Annotated in this window: 23 protein-coding genes; 6 read left to right on the top strand and 17 right to left on the bottom strand. The window is 58.7% G+C overall.

Annotated elements, in window-relative coordinates; all coding sequences use genetic code 11:
• Positions 1 to 18: 18 nt before the first annotated feature.
• From EOM25_00105 to EOM25_00115, 3 genes are all read right to left on the bottom strand, one after another.
• Positions 19 to 1095, bottom strand: coding sequence for a branched-chain amino acid ABC transporter permease (locus tag EOM25_00105; GenBank protein ID NCC23587.1), 1077 nt, complete (start codon positions 1093 to 1095; stop codon positions 19 to 21).
• A 65-nt stretch (positions 1096 to 1160) separates the two neighbouring features.
• Positions 1161 to 2060 (bottom strand): branched-chain amino acid ABC transporter permease, encoded by a 900-nt coding sequence (locus EOM25_00110; protein ID NCC23588.1) that lies wholly within the window; start codon positions 2058 to 2060, stop codon positions 1161 to 1163.
• A gap of 131 nt (positions 2061 to 2191) precedes the next feature.
• Entirely contained in the window at positions 2192 to 3337 is a 1146-nt protein-coding gene (locus EOM25_00115) for an ABC transporter substrate-binding protein (protein NCC23589.1), read from the bottom strand.
• A 244-nt stretch (positions 3338 to 3581) separates the two neighbouring features.
• Between EOM25_00115 and EOM25_00120 the strand changes: the two genes are divergently transcribed.
• The 3 genes from EOM25_00120 to EOM25_00130 are packed head-to-tail and all read left to right on the top strand — an operon-like array spanning position 3582 to position 5481.
• Positions 3582 to 4226, top strand: coding sequence for an SIS domain-containing protein (locus EOM25_00120; GenBank protein ID NCC23590.1), 645 nt, complete (start codon positions 3582 to 3584; stop codon positions 4224 to 4226).
• 47 nt (positions 4227 to 4273) lie between these two features.
• Entirely contained in the window at positions 4274 to 4522 is a 249-nt protein-coding gene (locus tag EOM25_00125; protein NCC23591.1) for a zinc ribbon domain-containing protein, read from the top strand.
• 20 nt (positions 4523 to 4542) lie between these two features.
• The gene (locus EOM25_00130) at positions 4543 to 5481 is read left to right on the top strand and encodes a hydroxymethylbilane synthase (GenBank protein ID NCC23592.1); all 939 of its coding nucleotides are present in this window, start codon (positions 4543 to 4545) and stop codon (positions 5479 to 5481) included.
• A gap of 80 nt (positions 5482 to 5561) precedes the next feature.
• Here the strand turns inward: EOM25_00130 and EOM25_00135 are convergent, their stop codons facing one another.
• The 14 genes from EOM25_00135 to EOM25_00200 all read right to left on the bottom strand — a co-directional run bounded on the left by EOM25_00135 (position 5562) and on the right by EOM25_00200 (position 17764).
• Positions 5562 to 6677 (bottom strand): aminotransferase class I/II-fold pyridoxal phosphate-dependent enzyme, encoded by a 1116-nt coding sequence (locus EOM25_00135; protein NCC23593.1) that lies wholly within the window; start codon positions 6675 to 6677, stop codon positions 5562 to 5564.
• Positions 6658 to 7977 (bottom strand): hypothetical protein, encoded by a 1320-nt coding sequence (locus EOM25_00140; protein NCC23594.1) that lies wholly within the window; start codon positions 7975 to 7977, stop codon positions 6658 to 6660. The genes EOM25_00135 and EOM25_00140 overlap by 20 nt, the downstream gene beginning before the upstream one ends.
• A gap of 48 nt (positions 7978 to 8025) precedes the next feature.
• Entirely contained in the window at positions 8026 to 8697 is a 672-nt protein-coding gene (locus EOM25_00145; protein ID NCC23595.1) for a phosphoadenosine phosphosulfate reductase family protein, read from the bottom strand.
• Positions 8698 to 8823: 126 nt separating this feature from the next.
• Positions 8824 to 9186 carry a hypothetical protein gene (locus EOM25_00150; GenBank protein ID NCC23596.1) on the bottom strand — a complete coding sequence of 121 codons (363 nt, stop codon included), beginning with the start codon at positions 9184 to 9186 and terminating at the stop codon, positions 8824 to 8826.
• Positions 9173 to 9775, bottom strand: a complete 603-nt coding sequence (locus EOM25_00155; GenBank protein ID NCC23597.1) for a hypothetical protein — start codon at positions 9773 to 9775, stop codon at positions 9173 to 9175. The genes EOM25_00150 and EOM25_00155 overlap by 14 nt, the downstream gene beginning before the upstream one ends.
• A gap of 122 nt (positions 9776 to 9897) precedes the next feature.
• Positions 9898 to 11454, bottom strand: a complete 1557-nt coding sequence (locus EOM25_00160) for a glycosyltransferase family 9 protein (GenBank protein ID NCC23598.1) — start codon at positions 11452 to 11454, stop codon at positions 9898 to 9900.
• A 61-nt stretch (positions 11455 to 11515) separates the two neighbouring features.
• Positions 11516 to 12115, bottom strand: coding sequence for a tetratricopeptide repeat protein (locus EOM25_00165; GenBank protein NCC23599.1), 600 nt, complete (start codon positions 12113 to 12115; stop codon positions 11516 to 11518).
• Positions 12105 to 12236 carry a CcmD family protein gene (locus EOM25_00170; GenBank protein ID NCC23600.1) on the bottom strand — a complete coding sequence of 44 codons (132 nt, stop codon included), beginning with the start codon at positions 12234 to 12236 and terminating at the stop codon, positions 12105 to 12107. The genes EOM25_00165 and EOM25_00170 overlap by 11 nt, the downstream gene beginning before the upstream one ends.
• Positions 12237 to 12278: 42 nt before the next feature.
• A complete protein-coding gene (locus EOM25_00175) occupies positions 12279 to 12965 on the bottom strand; it encodes a cytochrome C biogenesis protein CcmC (GenBank protein ID NCC23601.1) in 687 nt (228 codons plus the stop codon).
• 6 nt (positions 12966 to 12971) lie between these two features.
• Complete coding sequence (locus EOM25_00180) at positions 12972 to 13643, bottom strand: heme ABC transporter permease CcmB (GenBank protein NCC23602.1); 672 nt, start codon at positions 13641 to 13643, stop codon at positions 12972 to 12974.
• Positions 13640 to 14299, bottom strand: a complete 660-nt coding sequence (locus EOM25_00185) for an ABC transporter ATP-binding protein (protein ID NCC23603.1) — start codon at positions 14297 to 14299, stop codon at positions 13640 to 13642. The genes EOM25_00180 and EOM25_00185 overlap by 4 nt, the downstream gene beginning before the upstream one ends.
• Positions 14296 to 16200 (bottom strand): heme lyase CcmF/NrfE family subunit, encoded by a 1905-nt coding sequence (locus EOM25_00190; protein NCC23604.1) that lies wholly within the window; start codon positions 16198 to 16200, stop codon positions 14296 to 14298. The genes EOM25_00185 and EOM25_00190 overlap by 4 nt, the downstream gene beginning before the upstream one ends.
• 68 nt (positions 16201 to 16268) lie before the next feature.
• Positions 16269 to 16688, bottom strand: a complete 420-nt coding sequence (locus tag EOM25_00195; GenBank protein NCC23605.1) for a cytochrome c maturation protein CcmE — start codon at positions 16686 to 16688, stop codon at positions 16269 to 16271.
• A gap of 23 nt (positions 16689 to 16711) precedes the next feature.
• On the bottom strand, positions 16712 to 17764 hold the full coding sequence (locus EOM25_00200; protein NCC23606.1) for an HlyC/CorC family transporter: 1053 nt from the start codon (positions 17762 to 17764) through the stop codon (positions 16712 to 16714).
• A gap of 30 nt (positions 17765 to 17794) precedes the next feature.
• Between EOM25_00200 and EOM25_00205 the strand changes: the two genes are divergently transcribed.
• From EOM25_00205 to EOM25_00215, 3 genes are read left to right on the top strand one after another with little or no spacing between them, the layout of a single operon-like run.
• Positions 17795 to 18595 carry an HAD family hydrolase gene (locus EOM25_00205; GenBank protein NCC23607.1) on the top strand — a complete coding sequence of 267 codons (801 nt, stop codon included), beginning with the start codon at positions 17795 to 17797 and terminating at the stop codon, positions 18593 to 18595.
• Positions 18592 to 19719, top strand: coding sequence for a glycosyltransferase family 1 protein (locus tag EOM25_00210; protein NCC23608.1), 1128 nt, complete (start codon positions 18592 to 18594; stop codon positions 19717 to 19719). Before EOM25_00205 ends, EOM25_00210 begins: the two co-directional genes overlap by 4 nt.
• Positions 19720 to 19738: 19 nt before the next feature.
• A complete protein-coding gene (locus EOM25_00215; protein ID NCC23609.1) occupies positions 19739 to 20716 on the top strand; it encodes a glycosyltransferase family 9 protein in 978 nt (325 codons plus the stop codon).
• The last annotated feature ends 30 nt before the right edge of the window (positions 20717 to 20746 follow it).

Genomic DNA, 20746 nt, shown 5'->3' on the forward strand with positions numbered 1-20746 from the left:
GGCTTCGCTCCGGCGTGGTTACTTGAATTTATAGAAACGCTTGAGCCTCGGGAAGACGTCGGACAGCTCCCTATTTCCCATGATGCCCTCTGGCCTGAACTGCATGAGCAGGATGAGGATAAGCGGGATGATGACCCATTTCCAGACTTGGCTCAGTTCGTACCCTTCGGGGAGCAGGTGGGCATAGTGCATCACGGTGTCCATCCAAGGAATTACGAAGCGGAAAGACTCCATGAGCAAGGTGAAGAGGATCGCCGAGATGACCGAGCCACTGAGCGAGCCCATGCCGCCCAGATAGACCATAACCAGGCACTCTGTGGATTTGAGGATGCCGAAGGAGTTGGGGTTGATGTAGCCGAGGATGTGGGCAAAGAGCCCTCCGGCAATGCCGGCCAGGCCTGATGAGAGCATAAAGGCAACCAATTTCATCTTGTTGGTGTTGACGCTCATGATCTCGGCGGCCACTTCGTCCTGTTTGATGGCAATGATGCCCTTGCCGTAGGTCGAGGTGACGTAGCGGCGGATGATGAAGACCGTGCCGACAGTAAAGATCAGGACCCAGAGGAAGATCCATGGGATGTCATAGCTGTCGCCCATGGCAAAAATAACTTTCTTCATGCCCATGAAGCCTCTGGCTCCACCAATAACGTCGATATTGATGATGGTGCTGATGATGATGAAGTTGGCGGCGATGGTGATGATGGCCAGGTAGTCGTCACGAGTCTTGAACGAGGGGATGGCTACGAGCAGTCCGGTCACGGCGGCGGCGGCTCCACCCACCAGCAAGACAAAGGGGAACAGGTACACGGCCAACTCCGGGGACATCACGGCGGCGCCGAAGACCTTGTCATCGGTGAAGAGCCAGACGTTGAGGATGGAGCTGACGTAAGCGCCCACTGCCATGAAGCCCGCGTGCCCGCAGGCGAACTCGCCCATGTATCCGTTCACGATATTGAAACTGCTGGACAGGATGATGTTCACGCCCATGAACATGATGACGGACTGAACATAGAGGTCCATGTATTCCCGATGGGACATGAACACGATCACGCCTATCAGCGCTAAAAGAATCGTGGGGACGGTTAATCTTCGCATTGAATTCCTCGGCTACCAAGTGAAGGAGAAAAGTGTGAAGCCCCTCGGTAAAATGTATCTGTCCTTTAGATCTTTGTCGTGCCGGCCACGCCGAACATGCCTGTGGGCTTTATGCACAGGATGGCCATCAGGATGGAGAAAGCGATGAGTTCCCGGAACGTGGATGGAAAGACCGCGACAACGAGGATTTCCACGAATCCGAGGAGGAATCCGCCGAAGAATGCTCCGCGAATGTCTCCAATCCCGCCGACCACGGCGGCAATAAAGGCTTTCCAGCCGATGAGAGCGCCCATGTATGGGTCGAGGATGGGATAGGACATGGCAAAGAGCAGTCCTGCCAGGCCGGCGAAGGAGGAGCCGAGAATGAAGGTAAAGACGATGACCGTGTCAATGGGGATGCCCATGAGTGGCACCGCGAATTTGTCATAGGAGATGGCGCGCATGGCCATGCCGATTCTGGTCCGGGTGATGATCAACTGCAGAATAACAAAAACCAGGATCGCGGCGAAGACAACGCCGATTTTGAGGTTGGTCATGCTCACGTTGCCGACGGTGTAGACGACCTTGTCGACAATGTCGGGGAAACTCTTACGGCTGGCTCCAAGCAGGGCCAGGTTGCCGTTCTCCAGGACCAAACCGCACATCAGAGCCGTGATGACGACGTACAGCCGATGGGCGCCCTTGCGGCGCAGCGGGCGGTACGCGATACGTTCGATGGAAACTCCGACGAAGGCGGTGAGGATCATGGTCAGAGGTATGATCATGGCCAGGATCACCCAGCCGGGCAGGGGCAGGGCCATGCCCAGGATCGCCGTGGCGATGAAAAAGGAGATGTAGGCGCCGACCATGAAAATATCGCCGTGCGCGAAATTGATCAGCCGCAGCACACCGTACACCAGCGTGTAACCCAGCGCGATGAGGGAGTAGAAACTGCCCCACTGAAACGCGTTGAAAAGGTTCTGCATAATACTTGCGAGCACGTCTTATCCCCTATGTTCCAATGTCCCGAAGGCGCGAGTTGACAATGAAAAAACCCGGACGGGTCTTGAAAAAAAGGTGCGCGGAGTTGTTCGCTCCGCGCACCTGTTCCGGTTTGTTACGGACAAACGGATTTGGTGAACACAAATTCACCCTGCTCACTGATCTGCACGACGACGGCGCACTTGATCGGGTCGCCTTCCTCGTCGAACTTCATGTCGCCCGTGATGCCGGGAAACTCGGGGATGGCGGCCATGGCGTCACGGATGGCCTTGCGGTCGGCACGCACTTTCCCTGTCAGGCCGCCGGTGTTCTGGATGGCCTGCAGCACCAGACGGGTCGCATCCCAGGTCAGGGCGGCTACGTCGGCGGGCTCATAGCCGTATTTTTCCTTGTAGCGGTCGATAAATACCTTGGTGGCGCCGGTGGCGCCGGCCGCGGCGTAGTGGGTGGAGAAGAATTGTCCCTTGCAGTTGTCGCCGCACAGGGGCATTAGCTCGGAGTTGCCCCAGGCATCAGCTCCCATGAAGGGGTTCTTCCAGCCGAGGTCGTGGGCCTGTTTGATGATCAGGGCCACTTCGTTGTAGTTGTTGGGCAGGAAGATGAAATCGGGCTTGGCGGCCAGGATCTTGGTCAGCTGGGCACTGAAGTCCTGGTCTTTGGATGAGTATGATTCAAAGGCCTTGACGCTGCCCGCGCCATTCTTGGCGATGAAGTCGTCGCGGAAAATTTCAGCCAAGCCCTTGGAATAGTCGTTGTCCAGAGCGTACAGCACGGCCGCGGTCTTGGCGCCGAACTGCTCCATGGCAAAATCCACGGCCACGGGTCCCTGGAAGGGATCAAGAAAAGCGGCGCGGAAAACCCAGGGGCGATCCTTGGTGGTGTCGGGGTTGGTGGACCAGGGCGAAATCATTGGAGTTTGGTTGTCGTCGGCGACCTGGCCAGCCGGAACAGCCTGCTTGCTGGAGTTCGGGCCGACAATGGCCAGCACGTTGTCGCGCTCAATGAGTTTCAATGATGCGGAAACGGCGGATTCGGCCTTGGACTCATTGTCCTCGTAGATGAATTCGAGCATGTACTTCTTGCCGCCGACTTCAAGTCCACCCGCGGAGTTGATGTCTTCCTTGAGCATTTCGCCGGCGAACTTGGATTCCTCTCCCACTTTGGGAATGTCCCCGGTCAGGGGGATGTTGAAGCCGATCTTGATCGTGTCGGCCGCATAGCACAGGCCGCTGAAGGCCAGGGCCACGACCACCAGCACCATAGACGAAAAAAGTTTTTTCACAGCCTACCTCCCTTTGAAAGTGATGGGTTTGGACGAATTGGTGAGCTATAATCAAACTCGTTGGAAAATGAAAGTCTTTTATTGCTCGGACCGACGGGAAAATGTCTCGGCATCAAGGTTTGGACCATTTGTCTTCCGTCATGAAATGCGTTAGCCCACATCCGGCTTCCAAGGCACGGAGCCGGAAAAAAAATCGAGTCCCTATAAAATCGGAGAAGAGATGATGCAGACCAGAGCCCTTGAGATCATTCACGGTCATCTCGAGGCAGGCGAAGAGCTTCGAAAACGGTTCTTCGACCAGAACGCCGAACGGATCGTCCAATGCGCCCGGGCCATTGCCGTTTGTCTGGCTCGAGGCGCCAAGGTTCTCCTCTGCGGTAACGGCGGAAGCGCTGCCGACAGCCAGCACATCGCGGCCGAGTTCGTCAATCGGTATCGGATGGAGCGTCCACCCCTGCCGGCCATCGCCCTGACCACTGACACATCCATTCTGACGGCCATAGCCAACGACTATTCCTTTGACCAGGTATTCGTAAAACAGGTCCAGGCCCTCGGACTGCCGGGAGACGTGCTGATCGGTATTTCCACCTCCGGAAACAGCCCCAACGTCAACCGGGCCATGAACACGGCCAGGGAAGCCGGTATTTTGACTATTGGACTCTGCGGCGGCAACGGGGGCAACATGTCCGGATGCTGCGATCATTTTTTGCTTGTCCCGATAGCCAACACCCCCGTGGTCCAGGAAATCCACATCTGCATCGGTCATCTGCTCTGCGAATTGACCGACTATTTTCTCTTCGAAGGAATCTCGGAAATTCAATCCGACATTGCCGCGCTTGACGGCAACGATGACGTTTTGGCCGAATGAACGCTAAAAAAATGAGCTTATAATAGTTGAAGGAGGAGGACAGACCAATGCCTATTTTTGAATTTCGATGTGCCACATGCGGTCGTGTCTTTGAAGAAATTATTCTCAAGGAAGATGAAGAGGTTGTCTGCCCTCAATGCCAGTCACGGCAGACGGAAAAACTCATCTCCAGCAGCCATTTCAGGACAGGAGGCCCCATTGTGGCCGGATCCCCCAGTGCCAACGCCGTGACCACCAGGGGCACCAGTCCCTGCTCCTCCTGTTCGGGCAAGAGTTGCTCGACCTGCAGTCATTAGAGCCAACGGATGCACAGCCGATGAAAACCCTCACCATCGCCACTCGGGGAAGCAAGTTGGCCCTGTGGCAAGCGGAACACGTCAAGGAACGGATCGAGACCTTTCATTCGGGCGAGGTTTCCGTCCGCCTGGAGATCGTCAAGACCACCGGGGACAAGATTCAGGACGTGCCCCTGGCCCAAGTCGGGGGCAAGGGGCTGTTCGTCAAGGAAATCGAAGAGGCCATCCTAAACGGTCGGGCCGACTTGGCCGTGCACAGCATGAAAGACGTGCCCACGGAACTTCCGGATCCTCTGCACATCGGAGTGGTCACCGAACGTGAGGACTGCGTCGACCTCCTGCTTTCGACGAAATATTCTGGCCTCGACGCCTTGCCGGACAAGGCCATAGTCGGGACCAGCAGCCTCCGTCGCCAATGCCAGCTCCTTTCCCTGCGTCCGGAACTCGACATTCGCATGCTGCGAGGCAATCTCGACACTCGGCTGGGGAAGCTCCACGACGGCCTCTATGATGCCATAGTCGTGGCCGCAGCCGGCATGCGCCGTCTGGGGTTGTCGGCTCCTTACGTCACCCCTCTGGTTCCACCTGATTTTCTTCCGGCTGTGGCCCAAGGAGCATTAGGTCTGGAGTTTTCGACCGAACGGCGGGATCTGGCCGACCTTCTCGCTTTTCTGGACCATCGTCCGACCCATGACTGCATCCGGGCCGAACGGGCCTTTCTGCACGGATTGGACGGCGGCTGTCAGGTACCCATTGCCTGCTGGGCACGGTTCGACTTGTCCGGCGAGATGCGGCTGGATGGATTGGTGGGAAGCGTTGACGGCAGACGGATCATCCGAAAATCAGGAGCCGGAAACGATCCGGAATCTCTGGGACGGGTTTTGGCCGCTTCAATCCTCGAAGACGGAGGCCTCCAAATTCTGCGCGAGGTTTACGGATTGGATTCAGCTCGATCATAGCGGTTCGAAATGCGATTACTCGGAATCCATTGGACCGAGCGAGTTTTGATCCTTTCAGTCCACAATCGGCTCCCCTCACCTTATTTTCCCTGAAGCACGTCCCGCAGGGCCTGGCAGAATTCCTCCATTACCGGTCGTCGGACCAGGCTGACCCGGATCCAGCCAGGAAAACGGAATCCGGTCATGGTCCGGACCAGAATCCCCTTCATGGCCAGCTTGCGATACAGCAGGGTGTCGGACATGGGCACCCGGACCATGATGAAATTCCCCTGGCCGCAAATCCAGGCCAAATCCAGAGAGTCGAACTCGGCCTGAAGCATGGCCTTGTCTTCAGCCACCATGGTTCGGGTGGCGGCGATGAAATCGTCGTCGTCCACCACTGCCACCGCGGCCGCTTTCTGCCCTAGAGTGTTCACCGAATAGACCACGTGGGTCTTGCGGATGACCTCCACCACCTCCATGGATCCACACAGATAACCAACGCGAAGCGCCGCCAAACCGTACATCTTCGAAAAGGTCCGGAAGACCACGACATTGGGGTGGTCCAGCATGAGGGACATGCCGTCCGGGTAATCATCCTCGGCCACGTATTCGAAATAGGCCTCGTCAATGACCACGATGGCATCCGAACCCACGGAGTGCAAAAAACCGTCCATGGTGTCCCTGTCCCAATAGGTTCCAGTGGGATTGTTCGGATTGCAGACGAAGAATATCTTGGTCCGGCCGTCGGCCGCGTCGAGCATGGCCTGGGGATCCATTGTCTGATCTCTGAGCGGCACCAGGCGGGCCTGGAAACCCGAAAACTCGGCCACCCATTCGTAGACGGCAAAGGTTTTGTCCGCAGTGACAATGTTGTCGCCCCGTTCGCAAAAGGCCTTGATGACGCTGGCGATGACCTCGCACGATCCATTGCCGATCAGAAACTGGTTGGGGTCCTTGCCGAATTTGGAAGCCAAGCAGGTCCGGAGGTCGAAGCAGTCGCCGCTGGGATAGATCGGAACCAGATCCGGATCGAATTCTTCGATGACGCGTTTCGCATTTGGCGGGGGCCCGAGCACATTCTCATTGTTGTTCAGACGATGGAGATGATCGACCCCGAACAGTCGCATGAGTTCGCGGTCCGGCCGACTCGGAACGTAGGCTTCAAATCGCCGGATGTATCCCGGAACGAGACGGTCAAGTGGCAGGCTGGACATATACGAAGGTCAAAATGTCGGATCGACCGCCATAGGGCAGCACGAAAAGAGGTTGGCAACCGTGCTCGATCAGAAGACCGGACAGGGCGGCCTGCCAGCCTTCGGCCAGATCAATGGAGAAAAAGATCCGTTCGTACCCCTCCTTGGCAAGGACTTGGAGGTGGCGTTGGATGTTTTCACCGTTGTCGAATCCGTCCAGCAAAGGACGAATGATGACTTCGCTCATCTCGGGCTTCAGTTCGGCCGCGAACAGGGACCGATCACCCTTGTGGCGGCCGGTCTCGACCACGGCCTGGATGATCCTGGGCAGAAAGAGGCGTCCGTAAATATCCTCGAGAAAAGAGACGCAGGCGGGATGGGACCAGACCGTCAAGCCGTTGTCCTCGTTCAATTGGCGAAACCAGATCGGGACGGGATCAGAGGGACCCAACATGGAGGCCGGAGTCGGCATGAAGGCCAGATGCTCGAACCCATGCTTCCCGAAATCGAGGCCGGGCGGGGTTGCGTCCGGGTCGTTGAACAGGCTGACCGTTGCGCTTCTGGCCAGGATCGAGAGCATGTGCTCCAGAAGGAGGGGAACTCCGTTTCCCCCTGAAGCAAACACCCATGGTCCGGAAAAGGTGACGCATCGTTCCGACAGCGTGTGCCAGGACAGCAAGGCGCAAGGGATGTCGGTTGCATCCATGGCCATGGCCACATGGAGATCGCCGCTGGCGACCAGGTCTGCGGCCTGGCCTGGCCTGACAAACCAGGGTGGAAGGTTGCCCTCGGGAAAAGCGGCCAGGGTCCGGGCACAGCCTTCGGCGATCAGGGTTGGATCGGGAGAGTCCTCCACCCGCAACGGGGCCCTGACCGGCCCGGGCTTCGAAAGATTGGGGCTGATCGTGGGATAGACGTGATTCTGGCGTAAACAAAGATGGATGTCCTGGCCGATGCGGTTCACGTCCAGACTGTCGCTGATGCGTGAGGCCAGAATCAGTGGCAGGTCATGACCGTCGTCTTCATCGCCCTCAAGCTTGGCGACGACGTTCATGGCCGAAAGATCGAGGGATTTGGCGGAAAGGGAGAACATGGCCCGAACCGAGGATTTATCCGGTCCCACCGTAATTTTGATCGACTCCCCGGGAAGGATCCGGCTCAAAAAGACAAGGATCTCTTCCATGCCCATGGCCAGACGCAGACCTTTGTTCCTGTCCAGGCCAAAGGCCCTGGCCCCTGTTTCAGCCATGGTCTGAAGGACGGGCACCCAGGCCGGGTTTGCCGACATGGCCAGGGTGATGGAACGCGGATCGAGCTTCATGGTTTCCAATGTCGTATCCTCCGGGAACAGACTATAAGCCGATCTGAATCAAAAATACCCCAGGCTGCGGAGTTCCTCCATCTTCGACTCCTTGGCCTGGCTGCGACCTAGGCGTTCGGAGCCCTCACCCGAGATCAAGGCCGTGCAGGGCCGGCATCCGAGAGACCTGTACCCCTGATCGTAGAGCGGACAATAGGCGAGCTTTTCTTGAACAACAAAGGCCCAGATATCCATTTCCGTCCAATGATGGATGACGTGGGCACGGACCACCCCATGCCGGTTCTCCTGCCAGGGAATGTCGAGCCGGGCCGGATGTTCGTCGTGACGGACTCCGGTAAGCAAAGCCAATATCCCCTCGCTCTTCAGGCAGGATTCCAAGGGGACGATCTTCAAGTCGCGGCAACAGGTCACGGGGTCTTCGGCCACGGGATATTCGGGCGGAATCGGATCCGGTCGGGCCACGTAGACCTTTACCCCCCAAATCTCGGCCATCCGGTCCCTGAAGGCCAGGACATCGGGAAATTTGAGTCCTGTGTCGACGGAAACGGCCTTTGGCCTTTCGTCCCGTCCGGCTCGGACCAGAGTCTCTCTCCACAAGGCCATGACCACGGTCGAATCCTTGCCTCCGCTCCAGGCCACGGCAGTCCGTTCTGGACCGTGGGTTTCCAGAATCCGCGCCATGCGCTCCAGGGTCAGTTCTGTGGTCTGGGTCAGATCCATGACCAGATTAGGGAAAAGGTTTTCATGATATCCGCGTAGTCGAGCCCAATACAAAAGGCAACCGGGCCGTCGGGAGAATCCCTGCGGCCCGGTTGCTATCGGCTCTGTTGATGTCGTCCGAGCTGTTCAACCAGCCCGGTTGACGAATCTGCTGCTGATGGGCGTGACCTTGGCCGCCTGACTGTAGCTGCTGATGCGCCTACTTTGTCCACGCAAGGCGGTCAGTTCGTCTCTGATCGCACCGTGAAGCCTTTTGGCCTCAAAGGTGATCTTGGTCTGGAGTTTTGCAAGCTCCTTGATTTTGTCCGAAAGAGCGCTCTTGTCGCTCGGCGTCTCGAATGTATGGTTCATGAGTCTTCCCCTCTCCAGAGCGAGTTCGGTCGCTTCGTCGTCATTGTTCTCCATCCAGCACACGAGCTCTCGTGAACCGATGAGCAGGGCCCGGTCAATGGCCTCATCCGGAGAGAGCATTTCCTCACGAACGTTCATTTCGGATCTGCGCCCTCAGATCGGCGATGATCTTTTTCCACTTGCCCACGGCCGGGAGGAATTCGTATTCAAGCAGATCGGCCAGAAGAATCCAGTCCTCATTTTCCTGGACTTCGATCATTTCCGAAAAGAGTTCGGTCAACTCTTTACCGGCAGTTTCAATACCCAATGATCCCGAAGCCGCGTACTGCTGACGGAGTAAGGTGATCATACCCAGGAAATCCCGCATAACGTCCAGAAGGTCCTGGTAGGTCTCCAGGGCCTCGGCGTCGTCGGCTTGACGGAAAAGATCGGCCACATGGCGTCCACCATTCTCCATCAGGGTGATGACCTTGTACAGTTCCCGGGTGATATCCACGGCCATTTCGACGCTCGGAACGCTGACGATTTCAACACGATCGACTTCCTCAATCTCGATGTCCTCGGCCTGGTGAGGATAGATCTCGGAAAATGCTTCCCCGTTGAGCAGCACGTCCGTGACCACCCGGTCCTTGAAGTAGTCTGCTTCGACGGTGTTTTGGAGGACTTCCTCCAGATTGGCATAACTTTTGACATTCACATCGGCCTGCCGGCCATCAATGATCAGCATTGTCTCGCCTCCTTGTACTTCGATGTGGGCTGGGCTTTCGATGGCAAAGGCCCTGCCGGAAGAAATAACCGTTACGTGTCTTTGGAGGGATCCAATTCAAGTTTTGTGCCGAAAACGAAGAATTATCGAAGGTCGTTGGCCCAGGCTTGGACAAAGGCCTCCCATTCCCTGACTTTGGAGGAGAGGACCAAGTGGTCGCCGGCCAAAACATTGGCCTCGCTCTGCCACATCCGGCCGAGAATCGGAAAACATTGTCCTTCGGAAAGCATGGCCTGAAGCCTGTTCCATGTGGCCATGGCCTTGTCCCGGAAGGCAGGTCGTCCGATCTTGGCCACCAGAGCCATCTGCTCCCGAAACACGGCCAGAAGTCCGGAGACGGACTCAAGCTCCTGTCGAAAGGAAGTCAGATCGTCGACGCGTCCCCAGTCTCCTGGAAAGGTCTGGAACCCGGCATTGTCAAGCAGTTGACGATACCAATGGCGTTGAATCTTCATCCAGCGAGTCCTCAGTTCGGCGTCATGACCGCTTAAGGATTTGAGGTCCATGAAGCCCTTGGAGTCCCGGACGGACTCCCAGACTCTGGCACCGGAAAAAGATAGCCCCTTCTCCCCTGCCCGTTCCCGGCTCTCGATGCAGCTCAGAACCGTTTCCGGAGACACGGCTCTGCGGCAGGCCAGGTTGTGCTGGCAAATCCGGCCGAAGGAACAGGGGTGGCAGGCCAGATCGGGCTCCAGGCAAAGGGAACCCTCGAGCCAAGGGCCTGTATCCCAGGGCTGGGCCGTGGAAAGGAATATCCCTGCCAGAGGCACACCAAGTCCGGCTGCCAAGTGCATGGTGCCTGTATCGTTGGTGATCAGGAACCGGAGCACGGCCAGAACGGCGGCCAATTCCTCGGCTTTGGTCCGGCCGATGAGATCGATGCAAGGCGCCGAAGACATGGACCTGTACCTGGATCCGAGAGCCGACTCGTTGGATGTGCCCAGAAGAACCGGACACCAATTCAGACGGTCCAGGACCAGCTCTCCGAGCCGGGCGAAAAATTCCACGGGCCAACGCCGGTCGTCATCGCTGGCTCCGAGCTGAAACCCTATGTAGCCTTGAAACGAGGCGCCGCATCCGGAAACCAGCAAGTCCTCGGCTTGAGCAACCGCCCCGGAGTCCGGCCTTCGGAGTCGAAAAGGTGGAGGGGTTTGGATCTCGGCCATCCGACAGAACACATCGACGATGTTCATGGGGCTTGCCGCCCGATTGACGCTCGCCGCCTGGAGGTAGGCGGCCCAATGGGACGAGGGAGCGCTGAAGCCGTCTTCGTCCAGGGCAAAGCCAAGGCACTTTCGGCCTTGAAGCAGTCTGGCCAGAAGGCCCGATGACGGACCGGGGGTCAGATTCAAGACCAAATCCGGAGTGTCGGGTATCAAGGCTTGATGAACCCAGCGACGAAGCCTGTTCATGGCCTCGGGCCAAGACCGGTCCAGATCGGCCAGCAGACCTGCCCCTGGCAAAGGCAGGATTTCGTCCACCCCGTCAAGCAGTCCGGCCGCGGTTTGAAAATTTTCCTGACAGACCATGGATACGGACAGACCTTGCCCGATCAGTCCTGCAACCACGGGCTGAGTCTGCAGGATGTCGCCGAACCTGGTCAAATTGAGCACCACGGCCCGGCCGCGATCCTCAGTCATGCCGGATTCCAAAACCAGCAACAGACATGAAAAAAACCGGTTCGGCCCAGAATTACGCCGGTCATGATCCCTGGGAAGCCTCAAGCAGCTCGAGTTCCCTGGCGACTTCCTCAAGGAGCCCGGGCTCCTCGGGTTCGATACGAACCACGGCCTGGAAATGCTCCCTGGCCGCAGTCGGATCGTTTAGATAATACTTGTGTACGATAGCCAAATTGTAGTGGGCCCGATAGTCGTCGGGATCCAAGGCCACCAGTTCGCCGAAAGCCTGGGCTCCCTCCTCGTGGCGGTCCATTTGAAACAGGGCCACTCCCTTTTGATTTAGGGCCATCCTGTTCTTTGGGTCCACGTCAAGGGCCCGGTTCCAAAACACCAGCGCCCTGTCCCAGGCCTCCATGCGCATGAAGGCCACTCCCAGATTCAAAAGGGCCTCCATGTTCCGGGGATCTTCCTGGAGCATGGCCATGTGGGCGGCGACATCGGTCATGGCCCCAGAATCCATGCCCTGGCCCTTCTTTCCCTGGTCTCCGCTCCGAGCGACCAGGGTCAGGGACGGGTTGGTCATCCGATAGACGAAGGAGGAGATCAGAATCATGACTAGACATAGGGCCGCCGCGGCCACGACCAGGGTCGCCCGGCTTTGGGGGGCGGTCTCAGCGGTCATTGCCGAACCCCTCCAGTTGTTGAAGCCGGCGTTCGATGCGCCGCTGCCCAGCCCACAGAACAAGCGTGTACAGGCCGATCCCGATCCAGACGCAGACGTTGGCCGTCAAAAGATAGTCCATAGCCGCTCCCGTTGAGAAAATATGTTCAAAAAATCAAGCTAGTTATCCTCGAAGAAATCCGGCCACCAGAACATCGATCCTGTGGGCGGCCAGGCCCTGCCTGAGTCTTAAAAGGACCAGAACCGCGGCCAGCGCCAGAAAGGCAGCCGAGCTGACCAGTATTGTGTTCCACATCTCCGGCTCCAGTCCCCCTCCCTCGGAGGCGAACACGGCCGGATGGATGCTCCGCCACATCCGGGCCGACAGAAAGACCAGCGGGACGTCCAGAAAGGCCACCACTCCGACTACTGCCGCAATTCTGGTCCTCTTCAAGCCGCCCAGATCGGTCCGTCTAAGCACGAGATATCCCACATAGACGAACCACATGATGATGGTCGTGGTCAGCCTTGGGTCCCAGGTCCACCAGGTGTTCCATGCCGCCCTGGCCCACAGGGAGCCCGTGGCCAGGGCCAGTCCGCTGGTGAGCACGCCGACCTCGGCGCAGGCTCCGGCCAGGAGATCCCAGCCGGGGCCTTTTCCGGCCAGAACGCCGACCGAGGTAACGAACACGGCGAAAAAACAGGCCAGCCCGACCCAAGCCATGGGCAGATGAAAGTAAAATATTTTTTGGGTCATGCCCATGGTGGCCTCTTCCGGTACGTGGACCCAGATGAACCACTGGGCCGTCAGCAAGAGACTCGTGGCCAGGAGGCAGAGCCAAGGCATCAGATGGTCGACGGCGTCGCGCATGTCGCTCTATTCTCCTCTGTAGAGATATGGAAACAGGAGCAGGGCCGCTCCGGCAAAGACAACATCAAAGGCCGCGACAAGCCCCATCCAGCCCGACGCCTCGGCCTGATCTCCCGCCCCGAGCCCGGCCGAGCCCAGTCGGATTCCCCCGAGAAGCAGGGGCACGAGCAGAGGGAAGAGAATGATGGTCATCAGCGAGTCCCGTGCCTCCCGGCCTTGGGAAACGGCCCCGATGAGGGAACCGAGGATGCACAGCCCCAGGTTCACCCCCATCAGGGAGCCGAACAGTAGACCGGGATTGACCTCTCCGGTCAGGCCGAGAAACACGATCAGGCCGGGAGCGAACAGGGCCTGGGACACGAGCAGGACAACCAGGCCGGCCATTAGCTTGCCCAGCCAAATCGCCTGGACCGGCATGGGGGCCATGGTCAGGGCCGTGCGTAGGCCATTTTGTTCCTCAAGCCGATACAGTGTGTTGAACACCAGGACCAACCCGAAGCAAGATGCCAGCCAGAAGATGGAAACGGCGGTCTGGACAGGAACCCGTTGGCCGGGTGGCGTGGCCAGACTGAAGATGAAAATGAGCAGAAGACCCAGGAGCACGGCCTGAACCGCGCCACCGCCGCGGAGCAAGACCTGGCGGAGGTCCTTCACCGCGAGAACCAGGCAGCCTCTCATGCCGACATCCTCCCCGCTTCGAATTGCCCGGCCGGACCTGACCAGGACAGTCTGCCTCCGGACAGATAGGCGACCGTGTCGGCCATGGACACGTCCCGATCAGGATCGTGGCTGACCCAGACCACCCCGGCACCTCGACCGGCCGCCGCGGCCACCTCGTCGTGCAGCAACCGCCGGGCCGTTCGGTCGAGTCCGGTGGCCGGTTCGTCGAGAAGGACCAACTCCGGTCCGATGAGCAGTATCCTGGCAAGCCCGAGTTTCTGGAGCATGCCTCGGGAGAATGTTCCGGCCCGCTCGTGTCTGAACCGCTCGAGGCCCATGCGTTCAAGGATGTCCCGCAAGGCTCCGCGGTCATGTCCAGTCTGGTAGAGATCCCGCCAGAAGGACAGGTTCTCCAGGGCCGTCAGCTCTTCGTAGACAAAGGTTCCGTGACCCATGAAGGCCACTCGTTCCGGGCTCGTCAGCAGTTCGATCTCACCCAGGGTGGCCTCGACGATGCCGGCCATGATTTTCAGTAATGTGCTTTTGCCGGCCCCGTTGGGACCCATGAGCAGGAGAATCTGACCCGCTCCGACGTCCAGGTCCACGTTTTTGAAGACCGGCGTCGTCCCGTAGGCGTGGCCGACCCCTCTGGCCCGGATCAGGGCCCCGGTCATGAACGGTCGCCCTCCCCTCCCCCGCCGTTTCGCCTTGTGCGGCCCAGACCGATGAATCCGGCCAGACACATGATGGTCCCGCCGATCCAGATCCAGTTCACCAGAGGGTTCAGGCTCAGCTTGAGGCTGACGTTGAGATCCTGGTCAAAGGCCAGGAGCGTGGCGTAGATTTCGTCGCCCAGGGAAGGGATGACCGAAACCTCGGCGAAACTCTGGTCGAAATTTCGATACAGCCGTTTCTGGGGTTTGAGAATTCCGACGGGCCTGTCGCCTTTGGCCACCAGGAGTTCGGCTTCGACCAGGGCCATGGACTCGGTTTCCCGATCGTCGAAGCTCCGGTAGAGGATGCTGAAGGATCCGATATCCACGGTTCCGCCCTTGGTCAGGATGACCTCCTTCTCGGCCTTGTAGGGTCCGGATATGGCGATGCCCAGGACGACCAGTCCCAAGCCGAGATGGACTCCGAGAGCCCCCCACAACTTGCGGGACGATCGGGCGCTATGGTCGACAAAAAAGACGGCCAAAGAGCTGAAGACCACGGTTAGTCCGGCGGCCGCCCCGACAAGGGCCAGGGGGATTCTGATCCCCATCCACCACAGCCCGGCAAGGCACAAGACCAGAACGGCCGCCGAGACCAAGGCGCCCCGGCGTGATGTGAGTCCGTCCCGCCAGGAGAACCAGGGGCAGAAGGCCAGCAAAAGGGACAATAAAACGAACGGAGGCAGGCAGACCCGGTTGTAGAACTTGGCATCCAGGCCCATGGGACTCGCGCTCCACAGACTCGAAATATTCGGCCAGAGTATCCCGAGCACGACGATCCCGCCCAGGGCCAGAAAGATCCAGGCCGCCACGAGCATCATTCCCTGCCTGCTGGCCAGGTCCCCAATGGACGGCCCGGGCCCTTCGCTTTTGGCGAAGGTGACCGCCAGGATCAGAAGCAGGATAAGGGCCATGGACGCGAGCAGCGGAGTGGCCACCCCTCCACCGCCAAAGGCGTGGAGCGAGTCGATGAACCCGCTACGAACGACAAAGGTAGCGAAAATACACATGAGGAAGGTCAGTCCGGCCAAAAAGACGTTGGTCTTGCCCAGGGCCCCCTTGGCCCGTCCGACGACCGCCGTGTGGACCAGGGCCGTTCCGGCCAGCCAAGGGACGAGGGAGGCGTTCTCCACCGGATCCCAAGCCCAGTATCCGCCCCAGCCGAGCTCCATGTACGACCACCAGGCCCCAAGGATGATGCCGGCGGTCAGAAAGATCCAGGAGATCAAGATCCAATTTCGACCGACGGAGATCCAGTCGTTGGAACGACCGCCCAGGCTGAAGGCCGCGGCCAGGCAGCAGGGGATGGTGAACCCGGCATAGCCGATGAACAGCAAAGGGGGATGGAAGATCATGCCCGGATTCTGAAGGAGCGGATTCATGCCGTTCCCTTGGAGGGGAACCGGAGATAGCCTGAGGAATGGGTTGCTCGGACCTGTCAAGATGAGGAGAAACAAGGCCTGAGCCAGGAAGAAGAAGAGCCAGAAGGCTGCTTTGACCCTGACCGGGGCTCTGTCCAGGCCCGATCCCATGGCCACGAAAACGCCCATAACGGCGATGGCCGCAGTCCAGAACAGGAACGATCCGCTCTGTCCGGCCCAGAAGGCCGTGACCAGATAGAAAAATGGCAGAAAGGTGTCCGTGTATCCGTGGACATATTCGTAGGAAAAATCTCGAACCATGAGTGCCCGAAAAAGAATGGCACAGGCGACGAGGATGAAGCCTGCCACGGCAGCCTGGGCCATTCGGGCCCGGCGGTCGAAACCGGGAGATCCGGTCTTGAAGGACCAGGCCGCAGCCAGCCCTCCGAAAGAGGCGACGACAAGAGCGAGCAGGAGGCAGGCAAAAGCGACGACATGCATGTGGAAATCCTGTGTGGGAAAAGGGAACGCCCCGGCGGGATCTTACAGTCGGACAAGGCCGACCGGGATCAGGACTCTTCGATGTTCTTGGTGTATTTGGAAGGACACTTGGTCAGCAGGGTTCCGGCCTGGAAGCGACCCGTACCCGGATCGAACCCGCCCTCGACGATGACCTCCACCCCGGGTTTAAAGGTATCAGGTATCGCCCCCCGATAAGAGACTCGCAGAGATTTGGAGGCATCGACTTTGTCCACCAGATTGAAATCTACTCCCAGGCCACCGGCGGCTGTGTCGATCCCGTCCCCGGCCACAGTTCCGAAGAGGCGGGCTTGGGAGATGGTCGAAGTTTCCATGGCCAACGCCTCGGAAACGTTTAGAAAATAGACAGAGTCCTGCCTTAGTCCTGTAAAAACGAGAAAGACGATGCCGCCTCCGATGAGCAGGAAGGCCGTGATGAAAAGCCCGCGTTGGTTCTTTCGAGTCTTCATGGCGTTTTTTGGTCCCCCTTGATTTAATCAAGGCTACTGGACTCGCCTCCGGCAGTCAAGCTCCTACGGCGTTTTCGGGCCAGTTCCCGCATATCCACGAACTCGTCGGTTTCGTCCACGATCTCGTTGCCCAGAATTTCTTCCAGAACGTCCTCCAGGGTCACTACTCCGGCCACGCCGCCGTATTCGTCCAGAACGACAAAAAGATGTTGGCGGGATTCCAGAAAATCGACCAAAAGCTTGTCCAGGGTCAGAGTCTCAATCACGAAACGGACCGGCTTCATGAGATCGGACAATGTCTTGTCGTTTTCATCATTGGCCAAAGCCTCGAGGACCTCCCGTCGGTAGACCAGCCCGACAATGTCCTCCGGGTCCTCGTCATCATAGACCGGAATCCGGCTGTTGGGCCAGACGCTCTTGTCGGCCCGGGCCTGGAATACGGTGATGTTGGCGGGCAGAGAAAAAATCACCATCCTGGGGGTCATGACGTCTCGAACGATCTTTTTGTCCAGGCTGAGGATATTTCGCATGGACAGGGCTTCCCGGGGGTCGATATGCCCGGCCTTGTGGGTTAGACTGATCTGGGCCAGGAGATCCTCTTCGGAAACGGTATGCTCGGCTTGGTGTTTGTGCATAAAACTGATCAGGAATCTGGAAATCCAGATAACCGGAATTGAAAGAATGACAAGCCATTGGAGAGGCCTGGCCAAAATAATGGCCAGCTTCCGATTATAGGTCACTCCCATGACTTTGGGAAGAATTTCGGAAAAAAATAGAATAAAGGCAGTGAAAATCAATGAAAAAAGAAAAAGATGTTCGTGTCCGAAAAACTCCACGGCCATAGCTCCGGACACGGCGGCTCCGGCTGTATGGGAAAGAGTGTTCAGGGTCAGGATGGCTGTGATGGGCCTGTCCACATTTCGACGCAGCTCAAAAAAAATACGGCCCGACTTTCGACCGGAATTCTTGAGAGTCTCGAGATGGCTCAAGCTGACCGAATAGAGCACGGCTTCGGCCAGGGAACACAAAAAGGAAATGAAAAGAGTCAGAAAAACGACAACAAGAAGTGGTGTCATGCAGAGTGAAAAAGGACCGGCCCAGCCTCCATCTGGAACTTCGATCCTGTTGCCGGCGAAGATGCCGACGATCGGACATGGCGGGTCCCAGGCCGACGCCACGACCAATCCCTAACAGAGGCCAATGGCCAGGGCAAGGGTTTCCGGGCCGGTTTCGAGGTCGGATCGGGCTTGACCTCGCCCGACATTCCATCCACATTTCAGGACCCCACTGACGTCACCAACCACAGGGCAGGGCATTTGGACATCATTCTCGATCGTGACGGAACCCTCATCGAGGAAGAGCATTACCTCCGCGATCCAAGCAGGGTCCGCCTGATTCCGGGTGCCGGCAGGGCCATGCACCGCCTTCAGGAAGCAGGAGCCCGCTTCCATCTGGTCACCAATCAGAGCGGCATTGGCCGGGGCTATTTCACCCTCGACGATTACCTGGCGGTCCAGGCCCGTTTGGACACCCTTCTGCTTGAACATAAGGTTCGGCTGCATGGCGTGCGGTTCTGTCCCCATGCCCCGGAAGAAAACTGTCGCTGCCGCAAACCGGCCATTGGCCTTTGGGATTCCCTGCGTCGGGAATACGACTTGGATCCCGACCGATGCGTCATGATCGGCGACAAAGAGGCCGATCTTGAATTCGCCTCCCAGACCGGGTTGAAAACGGCAATATTGGTTCTGACCGGGCACGGTCCAGAAGAGGCGGCCCGGCTTGGACTGCCCCGGCCGAAGCCCCCGGAAAACGTGATCCGCATATCCGACCAGGGAACCACCGTGCGTTTCGTAGCCGCATCTCTGCCCCTGGCGCTTGATTGGCTGGGCCGGGAGCCTCGCCCATGAGAATCGCCTTCGAGGCCAAGAGGTTTTTCACCAACAGGACGGGGCTCGGCAACTACGCTCGAAGCACGGTCCACAACCTGCGTCGTCTGGATTCGTCTTTGGAGTGCATTCTCTACACGCCGAGGATCGAGGGACCCTTTGCCTCCTTCGCCGAGAGTATGGGATGCCAGGCCTGCGTCCCCCACGGGCTTGACGCGACCATGAACGGTTCATTCTGGAGAACTTTCGGCCTGGGACGGGTCGCCGCCCGGGACCAAGCCGATCTCTTTCACGGCCTGTCCCACGAATTGCCTCTGGACATCGGACGATTTCCCGGGCCCAGCGTGGTCACGGTCCACGACCTCATTTTTCTTCGCCGGCCCGACGACTATCCCTGGCTGGATCGGACCATGTACCGGCTCAAATACGTGGGAAGCGCCAAAAGGGCCGACCGAATCGTGGCCGTCAGCCGAAAAACGGCCGACGACCTGGTCGAATTGCTGGGCATTCCCGAAGACAGAATTTCAGTCGTCCACCAATCCTGCAAAGCAGAGTTTATGATTCCCCCATCCCTCGAAGCCCGTCGTGCCATTCGGGATTCCCTCAAAATTCCTGAGTCCTACGCACTTTTCGTGGGCTCCCTGACCAGACGGAAAAACCCCCTCGTTCTCGTGGACGCCCTGGCCCTCATGCCCTCTTCCATCCGCCCTTGTCTGATCCTGGTCGGCTCCGGCCCGCTGGCTTCTGAAATTCGGACCAGGGTCTCGGCCAGGAGGCTGGAAAAAAACGTCTTTCTCCTTAAAAATGTCGAAGACGACCAGCTTCCGGCCCTGTACGCCGGGGCTTCGGTCTTTGTCTATCCATCGTTTTACGAGGGCTTCGGTATCCCCATTTTGGAGGCCCTCTGGAGCCGGGTTCCGGTGGTGGCCGCCACGGGCTCCTGCCTGAAGGAAGCCGGCGGGCCCGGTTCCATCTATGTCTCGCCCGATTCCGCCGAGGAGATGGCTGCTGCCCTGAAACGGGTTCTGACCGACAGTGAATTGGCCGCGAACATGGTCCGAGCCGGTCTGGAACACGCGGCCACATTCACACCCGAGGCCTCGGCCCGAAATCTTATGGAGGTCTATCGTGGTCTGCTCAGCTAAACATGGTTCGAACATGACCATGATCCGACTGGGCGCCCTGGGGGATTTGGTCCTGACCACCGGCCCTCTTCTCCACTGGCACCGGACCCGGGGGCTGGTCTTCGACGTGGTCACCCGGGCCTCATTGGCCCCGATACTCCAGGGGCATCCGGCCGTGGGCCGAATTCAGGGACTGGAAGAACAGGCCTTGAACGGAGCCGCTTGGATAAAAACGGCCCGGGACCTTGCCCGATTCCAAGCCGGTTCGACCCTGGTCGATCTTCACGGCAACCTGAGAACCACAATTCTTCGAGCTTTCTGGAAGGGGCCGGTTCGCTCATCACTCAAACTTGGCCTCGAACGACGACTGTATCTCCAGACCGGGAATACCTCGATCGGCCGCCGGCTCCTGTCCCTGACCGTACCCCAGCGTTACGCCCTGGCCCTGGACGAGACAACCCCGCCAATTTGGCGATTGCATCCAGCCGTATTCCTTTCGCATGAAGAACAGGAGGCCGCAGACAGGTTGCTAAACCCTTGGGCCCAGGGCCGGCCCATCGTGGCCCTCCACCCCTACGCCACCCATCCGGCCAAGGCCTGGCCTCGCCAATCCTGGCTGGCCCTGGCCGCCCTGCTCCAGGCCCGGGGTCTGGCCGTCCTCGCTATCGGACGAAGCCCGGACCCTCTGGTCACCGGCGAGGCAGTCCTGAACCTTACCGATCAAACCGGAATCAGGGAGACCTGCGCCCTTCTCTCCCGATGCCGGGTTCTGGTCACCGGAGACTCAGGCCCCATGCATTTGGCCTGGGCCGTGAACACCCCCCTGGTGGCCCTGTTCGGTCCGACCACCAGACATTGGGGCTTCGCTCCTTGCGGCCCTCTGGCCACGGTCCTTGAATTCGACCTGCCCTGCCGCCCCTGTTCCCTCCACGGCCAGGACCGGTGCCGTTTTGGCCATGCCTGTCTGACCGAGATTTCAGCGGAAAAAGTGGCCAGGGCCGTCAGACGGTACGTCTAAAAACGAAACGGCCCGGATTTTTCCAGACCG

This window comes from Deltaproteobacteria bacterium, from assembly GCA_009929795.1.
Lineage (GTDB): Bacteria > Desulfobacterota > Desulfovibrionia > Desulfovibrionales > Desulfomicrobiaceae > RZZR01.